The organism is Gammaproteobacteria bacterium (assembly GCA_037388465.1).
Lineage (GTDB): Bacteria > Pseudomonadota > Gammaproteobacteria > SpSt-1174 > SpSt-1174 > JARRKE01.
In genome coordinates, this window is the sequence record JARRKE010000095.1 from 1 (window position 1) to 7316 (window position 7316).

General features: G+C 64.8%; 10 protein-coding genes. 5 read left to right on the forward strand and 5 right to left on the reverse strand.

All coding sequences use genetic code 11. The features are described 5' to 3' along the window. Both P8Y64_12875 and P8Y64_12880 read left to right on the forward strand, forming a co-directional pair. A partial coding sequence (locus P8Y64_12875) for a putative nucleotidyltransferase substrate binding domain-containing protein (protein MEJ2061359.1) occupies positions 1–1056 on the forward strand: 1056 nt, incomplete at its 5' end. A gap of 2 nt (positions 1057–1058) precedes the next feature. Then, entirely contained in the window at positions 1059–1748 is a 690-nt protein-coding gene (locus P8Y64_12880) for an exonuclease domain-containing protein (protein ID MEJ2061360.1), read from the forward strand. Between the two features lie 16 nt (positions 1749–1764). Here the strand turns inward: P8Y64_12880 and P8Y64_12885 are convergent, their stop codons facing one another. Both P8Y64_12885 and P8Y64_12890 read right to left on the reverse strand, forming a co-directional pair. After that, positions 1765–2784: a fatty acid desaturase gene (locus P8Y64_12885; protein ID MEJ2061361.1), complete on the reverse strand. Its 1020-nt coding sequence runs from the start codon at positions 2782–2784 to the stop codon at positions 1765–1767. A gap of 54 nt (positions 2785–2838) precedes the next feature. Then, entirely contained in the window at positions 2839–4017 is a 1179-nt protein-coding gene (locus tag P8Y64_12890; GenBank protein ID MEJ2061362.1) for an alanine--glyoxylate aminotransferase family protein, read from the reverse strand. An 84-nt stretch (positions 4018–4101) separates the two neighbouring features. On the opposite strand from P8Y64_12890, the gene P8Y64_12895 reads away from it, so the two are divergent. Continuing rightward, entirely contained in the window at positions 4102–4677 is a 576-nt protein-coding gene (locus P8Y64_12895) for a pyridoxamine 5'-phosphate oxidase family protein (GenBank protein MEJ2061363.1), read from the forward strand. Between the two features lie 7 nt (positions 4678–4684). On the opposite strand, the gene P8Y64_12900 is transcribed toward P8Y64_12895, so the two are convergent. Beyond that, complete coding sequence (locus P8Y64_12900) at positions 4685–5455, reverse strand: metallophosphoesterase (GenBank protein MEJ2061364.1); 771 nt, start codon at positions 5453–5455, stop codon at positions 4685–4687. Positions 5456–5494: 39 nt separating this feature from the next. On the opposite strand from P8Y64_12900, the gene P8Y64_12905 reads away from it, so the two are divergent. Continuing rightward, positions 5495–5845, forward strand: coding sequence for a hypothetical protein (locus tag P8Y64_12905; protein MEJ2061365.1), 351 nt, complete (start codon positions 5495–5497; stop codon positions 5843–5845). Here the strand turns inward: P8Y64_12905 and cyaY are convergent. Further along, the gene (gene cyaY, locus P8Y64_12910; GenBank protein MEJ2061366.1) at positions 5842–6177 is read right to left on the reverse strand and encodes an iron donor protein CyaY; all 336 of its coding nucleotides are present in this window, start codon (positions 6175–6177) and stop codon (positions 5842–5844) included. The genes P8Y64_12905 and cyaY overlap by 4 nt on opposite strands. Positions 6178–6206: 29 nt before the next feature. Continuing rightward, positions 6207–6578 carry a DUF423 domain-containing protein gene (locus P8Y64_12915; GenBank protein MEJ2061367.1) on the reverse strand — a complete coding sequence of 124 codons (372 nt, stop codon included), beginning with the start codon at positions 6576–6578 and terminating at the stop codon, positions 6207–6209. A gap of 93 nt (positions 6579–6671) precedes the next feature. Between P8Y64_12915 and P8Y64_12920 the strand changes: the two genes are divergently transcribed. Then, positions 6672–7154 carry a YajQ family cyclic di-GMP-binding protein gene (locus P8Y64_12920; GenBank protein ID MEJ2061368.1) on the forward strand — a complete coding sequence of 161 codons (483 nt, stop codon included), beginning with the start codon at positions 6672–6674 and terminating at the stop codon, positions 7152–7154. The last annotated feature ends 162 nt before the right edge of the window (positions 7155–7316 follow it).

Sequence of the window (7316 nt, forward strand, 5' to 3'; positions counted from 1 at the left end):
CACATGACCGTGTCCGGGCTGTTCCTGATGCGCGAGGTGGCCCATTGCGACACGCTCGAGGCGCTGGTCGAGATCAGCCGGGAGATTCCCGTTCTGCAGGCGCAGCTGGTCCGTGCCGGCGCCAATGGTCTGCAGGTCGGCGAGGCGCTGTCGGCGCTGTGGGACGCCGTCACCCGGCGCCTGATCCAGCTCGCCCTGAAACAAATGGGGCCGGCACCGGCGCCGTTCGCGTGGCTGGCGGTCGGTTCGCTGGCACGGCGCGAAATCATGGCGCACGCCGATCAGGACAATGCGCTGCTGTATGCCGACCGGGTCGAATCCGAACGCGACCGGCAATGGTTCCTCACCCTGGGGCGCTACGTCACCCACGGCCTGGCCGAATGCGGTCTCACGCTGTGTCCGGGCGATGTCATGGCGCGCACGCCCGAATGGTGCCAGCCGCTGAGTGTCTGGAAGGGCTACTTCGACGACTGGATCGGGCATCCCGAACCGAAGTCGGTCATGCTGACCTGCAATTTCTTCGATGCGCGCATCGTCTACGGCGACGAACTGCTGTTCGCCAACCTGCAGACCCATGCCCTGAACAAGGCGCAGGGCAACAGCATCTACCTGGCTCATCTGGCGGCCAACGCCACGCATCACCGGCCGCCGCTGGGGTTCTTTCGCCAGTTCGTGTTGATTGACGAAGGCGACCACGCGCAGACGCTCGACATCAAGCAGGGCGGGGTGATGCCCATCGTCGAGCTGGCGCGCGTGCATGCCGTGGCCAGCGGCTCCACCGCCGTGCACACCCTCAAGCGCCTGCAGGCGGGCGCCGCCGGGGGCATGCTGAGCGATGACATGCTGCGCGACCTGTCCATGGCCTACGAGCTCATCGTCACCCTGCGCGCCCGCCATCAGGCCGAGCAGATCGGACGGGGTGAGGCGCCGGACAACTATCTTTCTCCCGGGGCGATCGGCCAGCTCGATCGTTCCTATCTGAAACAGGCGTTCGCCCTGATCAAGACCGCGCAGGACAGTCTGGCGATGCGCTACCAGACCGAGCGGCTGCGCTGAGCATGTTCGGCCTGTTCCGCTCACTGGACGCACGTCGGCGCCATGCCCTGAAACACTGCCCGCCGGGACCCCTGCACGATTACCTGGCGGTGGCATTTCCCGATCCGCGCGGCGACGTGCGTCAGGCGCCGTTTCTCGCGCTGGATCTGGAAACCACGGGCCTCGACCCCGAGAAGCACGAGATCGTGAGCATGGGCTGGGTCGGGCTGGACGGGCTGCGCATCCGCCTGGACAGCGCGCGCCATCACTTGATCCGCCCCGCGCGTGACCTGACGCCGCAAAGCGTGGTGGTGCACAGGATCACCGACGAGCAGGCCGCGCGCGGCGAGGCGCTGGAGGTGGTCTTGGCGGTGCTGCTCGCCGATCTCGCCGGACGGGTGCTGATCGCGCATCACGCCGGCATCGAGGTCGGGTTTCTGCGTGCGGCCTGCCGCCGTCTGTACGGCGGCGAGTTCGTCGTCCCGGTGGCGGATACCCTGCTGCTCGCGCGCCGGCGCCTGTCGCGCCGCTCGCAGCCACCGCGCGAGGGCGAGCTGCGTCTCAGTGCGCTGCACCAGGCGCACAACATGCCGGCGCATCCCGCGCACGATGCGCTGGGTGATGCACTGGCGGCGGCGGAGGTGTTTCTGGCCGAAACGGCCGAACTGGGGGCGATGCAGGGATTGGCGCTGAAGCGCGTGCTGGCGCGTTAGCCGCGACCGGGAAGTCTTATGGCCGGGGTTCGCGCTGCACGCTGAGGCACTCGGCGACGTCCTGCCGTTGACTGAAGTACGGTAGCCGCATCAGACGGAACAGGTTGCGGGTATAGCCGCGCGCCACCAGGTAGGGCAGCTGGTGGCGGGTGGCCTCGAAGGCATTCTTGAGATGGACGTGCGACAGCCACGGGAACTTGTGATGCACCTCGTGGTAGTTCACGTGGCTCCACAGCCATTCCAGCCAGGCGGGGCTCAGGATTACCCAGCCGCTGATCTGGTGCCGGACCAGGCGCTGGCTGCGGTCCCAGCCGGGGTCGGTGCTTTCGAAAATGGCCTCGCTTTCCAGGCTCTTGCGGGCCACGGCCGGTACGCCGTAATGGTCGGACAGGGCCCGGTAGCCGAACACCAGCGGCAGCACCAGCAGGATGGGCAGCAGGGTGTGCAGCCAGGACGCGCCGCTGAGGATGAGCGTCCCGGCGTAAAAGCCCGCGGCGGCGGCCAGCAGCGCCAGGTCCTTGAGAAAGCGCAGGGCGCGTTTCGTGTCGCGCCGACCGGCGGCGAGATTGCGGAACATGAAGCGGTACTGCTCCTGCAAGGCGACGATCGAACCCCAGGTCAGCGCAATCCAGAACGGACGGTCGTGCATCGCCGCCTCCGGGTCGTGCCCGGGCTGATGCGCGTAGCCGTGGTGCGTGAGGTGAAACTGCCGGTTGGCATAAAAGGGGATCAGCGCCAGGGCCGAAAGCAGGCCGCCGATGAAGTCGTTCCAGAACCGGTTGCGGAACAGCACGCGGTGCACGGCGTCGTGAGCCAGGATGCCCATGCCGATGATCAGCATGCTGTCGAACGTGGCCAGGGCCAGCAGCAGCGCCCACTTCAGGAGCAGATGATGGGGTGCGGGAAAAGCCAGGGACTCGGCGGTCAGCCGGGCGAGCAGGAAGGAGACGAATATCAGGGTGGGGAACAGCACGGCCTTGAACAGGTTCTCGGCCTGCGGCAGCGTCTGTTCGGCAGGTTTGGGTATCGAATACATCCCGTCATGTCCCCGGCCGGCGGTGGGCACCGGCCGGGGACATTCTAACAGGCCTCAGGCGGCGTACACCTGCCGGGCGGCGTCCTCGCCCTTGCCGGTGATGACCGGCGCGCCCAGGCCGACCAGCGCGGCCTCCAGGGCACCCAGGCAGTTGAGCACGTTGCGCTCGTTGCTCGCGTAGCCCATCAGGCCGATACGCCAGATCTTGCCCGCCATGGGGCCCAGGCCGGCGCCGATCTCCAGTTCGTAGTCCTTGAGCAGGATGCTGCGCACCGCGGCCTCGTCCACGCCCTCGGGGACGGTGACCGGATTGAGCTGCGGTAGGCAGTGCTCGGGGTCAACGAAAAACTCCAGCCCCATGGCCTCGATCCCCGCGCGCAGCGCCCGGTGGTTGTGGGTGTGCCGTGCCCAGGCGTTCTCCAGGCCTTCCTCCTGGAGGATGACCAGCGACTCGTGCAGGCCATACAGGCTGTTGATGGGCGCGGTGTGGTGATAGGCGCGCTTGGCGCCGCTGCCCCAGTAGCCCATCACCAGGTTCAGGTCCAGGAACCAGCTCTGCACCTTGTGCCGGCGGTTCTTGATTCTCTCCACCGCGCGCTCGTTGAAGGTGACCGGCGACAGGCCCGGGGTGCAGGACAGGCACTTCTGGGTGCCGGAATAGACGGCGTCCACGTCCCATTCATCCACCAGCACCGGGGTGCCGCCCAGCGAGGTGACGGTGTCGACGATGGTCAGGCAGCCGTGGCGTCGGGCGATCTCGGCCAGGGTTTTGGCGTCCGATTGCGCACCGGTGGAGGTTTCGGCATGCACGAAGGCCAGCACTTTGGCGTCCGGGTTGGCCTTGAGGGCGTCTTCCACCTTGTTCGGGTCGACGGGCTGGCCCCAGGTGTCTTCGACCGGGATGGGGATGCCGCCGAGGCGCTCGACGTTCTCCTTCATGCGCCCGCCGAACACGCCGTTCTGGCAGACGACGACCTTCTCGCCGGGTTCCACCAGATTGACGAAGCAGGTTTCCATGCCGGCCGAACCGGGCGCGGAGACGGGCAGGGTGAGGGCGTTTTGGGTCTGGAAGGCGTATTGCAGCAGCTCCTTCACCTCTTCCATCATGCCCACGAAGGCGGGGTCCAGATGGCCGATGGTGGGGCGCGAAAGCGCTTCCAGGATGCGGGGATTGACGTCGGACGGGCCGGGGCCCATCAGCGTGCGAACAGGGGGGTGGAAGGATTCGGTCATGTAGCTCCCATCGGTTCGGTTGCACAATAAGGGCGGGCAGTATAGAAAAATGATCCCGACAAAAAAACTCGGCCATATTTCGTCATGAGCAAACGGTTCGACAGGCTGGACCCGAAACTGCGTGAATTCATTCGCAAACAGGCGCTGTTCATCGTCGCCAGCGCCCCCCATCAGGGCCGCGTGAACACCTCGCCGAAGGGCATGAATACCCTGCGCATCATTGACGACCGAACGGTGGCCTACCTGGATCTGACCGGCAGCGGCGCCGAGACCTCGGCTCATGTGCTGGAAAACGGCCGGCTGACCCTGATGTTCATGAGCTTCGACGCCCAGCCCCTGATCCTGCGGCTGTACGGACGCGGGGAGATCATCCGGCCCGACAACCCCAACTGGCCCGAGTGGCACGAACATTTCGAGACCATCCCCGGCGAGCGCCAGATCATCCTGCTGCACATCGAGATGGTGCAGACCTCCTGCGGCTTCGGCGTGCCGATGTACGACTATCGCGGCGAACGGGAGACGCTGCGCGAATGGGCGCAGAAGAAGGGCGACGAAGGGTTGCGCGAATACCGGCTGCACAAAAACCGGGTCAGCCTGGACGGGCTGGATACCGGTCTGGCGGAGGAAGCGGAGGAAACCGAGGATCCGGGCAGGCTGTAGGCCCCGTTCAGTCCTCGTCGTCGGGGATCGGCGCGGTGGGCAGCTCGCTGATCGCGAAGCCGGGATGGATCTGCAGCAGGCTCAGTTTGGCGCCCTTGATGTCTTCCCAATAGGCGGCCGCGGTATCGAGATAATAGATGTTGGCGATCTGGACGGCCCGCTGCAGCGGCGTATGGCCGACCACCACCAGGTCGATGCCTTCCACCGGCGGCACGCGGCCGCTCAGTTCCGCCAGCTTGAGCCGGTTGCGCGACCACAGGGCGTAGTCCTGGAACGAGGCGTCCTCCAGCTTTTCCACGAACTCGTGCCAGCCGACGTTGAGCGGAATGTCGGCGTGCACGATGCCGACGCTGCCGTGCTCGGTCGCGATCTCCATCGCCAGGGGCAGGGCGGCGACGCGGGTCATGAAGGCTTCGCGCATCTCGTCGTCGATGTCGTGCCACCAGCCACCGCCGTTCATGTTGGTCCAGTTGAGGAAGTTCATGGCGTCGTTCTGGGCGGTGAGCATCATGCGCTCGTGATTGCCCTGCACGGCGTGGAACCAGGAGTGGTCGAGAAATTCCAGGCAGCGCTGCGATTCCGGTCCACGGTCGATCAAGTCGCCGACCGAGAACAGCCGGTCGCGTTCGGCGTCGAACTCGACGCCCAGGAGCATCTGTTCCAGCGCGCTGAACATGCCGTGCAGATCGCCGACCACGAAGTCGCGCCCTGTCTCGTTGCGGGGAAAGCTCTGGTACATCGCGTCCTGAGGCAGTTGTGTCGCTTTTGTGCCCATCATGTATTAGTTTAGCGCGTCGCCGCAGGCCGGAAGCGCCCCATGACACCTGAACAGTTCGCAGCTCATCGCGACATATTTCGCGAATTCATCGATCAGACTCATGTGTACACCGCCATGATCGTGCTGGGTGCCTTTGTCGTTTACGGCCTGGCCGGATATCTGGCGTATCGCGAGCAGTGGATCGCGGCCGCCGTGTCGGCCACCGTGGGGTATCTCGTGTTCCGCCAGTTCCGCTCGCTGTCGATGTCGCTGGCTGAGCTGCGCCTGCAGGGACGCAGCGAATGCGCCGAGGCGTTGCAGCTGCTGCGCGAGGAATTCAAGACCCGTAATCCGAAACAGGTTTACGAACTGCTCGAACGGCTGGCGAAGGAAGACGCGGAAACAGGTTAATCCTCCAGCTCGATGCGGATGGTCTCGCCGGTCTTGTCCGACAGCACGCGTTCCAGGGTGCTGATCAGGCCCTCGCCGGTGCGGTCGTTGACCCATTCGTCCTGTTCCGCCTCGTAGTTGAAGTGGGCGGGGCCTTCGGGAGAGGCCAGCCACAGCTGTTCCATCGGCGCCTGCTTGTTGATGATCAGCTTGGCGCCGTCGGGGAAGTCCAGCGTGAACACCTCGTTGTTGATGTCCATGTCGCAGTCTTCCAGGGCGTCTTCCATTTCCAGGGCGCTCAGCAGGGACTCCATGGTCTTGTCCGCGCGTACCTGAAAAGATACTTCCGGCATAGGTCGTTTCTCCGTTGATGTAAGGATGTTCAGCGGCTCTGCCAGGCGGCGTAGGCGAACAGCGCCCAGGCAATGATGAAGCTGAGACCGCCGAACGGGGTGATGATGCCGAGCCAGCGAATGCCGCTCAGGCTGAGGGCGTACAGGCTGCCCGAAAACAGGACGATGCCGGCGAACATGAACCAGCCGGCGGCGCCCAGCAGGCGGCCGCCCATCTGGCCGGCGGCCAGGCCGATGAGAATCAGGCCGAAGGCGTGATACATGTGGTACTCGACGCCGGTGCGGTACACGTCCAGCATCTGCGTCGAGAGATGATTGCGCAGCCCGTGCGCGCCGTATGCGCCGAGTATCACGCCGAGTGCCGCGTTCGCGGCGCCGAGAGAAATGAACAGGGACTTCATGCCAGTAGACGGACTGTTACAATTTCATGAGCCGGCATTCTATGCCTTGCCGCTGAGATAAGAAAACACCCCGACGGGGTACGAGGACAACACATGCCATCTTTCGACGTTGTTTCCGAAGTGGACAGCCACGAATTGACCAACGCGGTCGACCAGACCAACCGCGAAATTTCCACGCGCTACGATTTCAAAGGCAGCGGCGCGGAAGTCACACAAAGTGACGAAATGTTGACACTTACCGCGCAGTCGGAGTTTCAACTGAACCAGATGCTCGACATCCTGCGTCTCAAGCTGAGCAAGCGCGGTATCGACGTGGCCTGCCTGGAACCGGGCAAGATCAACGAAGCCAACCAGCGCGCCACGCAGGAGATCAAGATTCGTCAGGGTATCGACCAGGCCATGGCCAAGCAGCTGGTGCGTATCACCAAGGATGCCAAGCTGAAGGTGCAGGCCTCGGTGCAGGGCGACCAGGTGCGCGTCACCGGCAAAAAGCGCGACGATCTGCAGGCGGCGATCAGCCTGTTTCGCGAGGCCGACCTGGGACTGCCGCTGCAGTACGTGAATTTCCGGGACTGACGGCAGCGCCGGGCGTTATTCCTCGTCGGCGATGTCCGCGTCCGGATTCCAGCCCATTTCGCGGGCGCGGCGTATGGCGTCCTCGTGGATGGCGGTGTGACGTTCCTGCAGATCCGTCGGCAGATTGGCGACGCGGAAACCGTATTCCTGCCACTTGTCCGA

What these genes read in the sequence shown, in the direction of transcription:
- P8Y64_12890 (MEJ2061362.1), bottom strand. Translation starts at nt 4,017, where the DNA reads ATGACCGAATCCTTCCACCCCCCTGTTCGCACGCTGATGGGCCCCGGC.
- cyaY (MEJ2061366.1), bottom strand. Translation starts at nt 6,177, where the DNA reads ATGCCGGAAGTATCTTTTCAGGTACGCGCGGACAAGACCATGGAGTCC.
- P8Y64_12915 (MEJ2061367.1), bottom strand. Translation starts at nt 6,578, where the DNA reads ATGAAGTCCCTGTTCATTTCTCTCGGCGCCGCGAACGCGGCACTCGGC.
- P8Y64_12920 (MEJ2061368.1), top strand. Translation starts at nt 6,672, where the DNA reads ATGCCATCTTTCGACGTTGTTTCCGAAGTGGACAGCCACGAATTGACC.
- P8Y64_12895 (MEJ2061363.1), top strand. Translation starts at nt 4,102, where the DNA reads ATGAGCAAACGGTTCGACAGGCTGGACCCGAAACTGCGTGAATTCATT.
- P8Y64_12900 (MEJ2061364.1), bottom strand. Translation starts at nt 5,455, where the DNA reads ATGATGGGCACAAAAGCGACACAACTGCCTCAGGACGCGATGTACCAG.
- P8Y64_12885 (MEJ2061361.1), bottom strand. Translation starts at nt 2,784, where the DNA reads ATGTATTCGATACCCAAACCTGCCGAACAGACGCTGCCGCAGGCCGAG.
- P8Y64_12880 (MEJ2061360.1), top strand. Translation starts at nt 1,059, where the DNA reads ATGTTCGGCCTGTTCCGCTCACTGGACGCACGTCGGCGCCATGCCCTG.
- P8Y64_12905 (MEJ2061365.1), top strand. Translation starts at nt 5,495, where the DNA reads ATGACACCTGAACAGTTCGCAGCTCATCGCGACATATTTCGCGAATTC.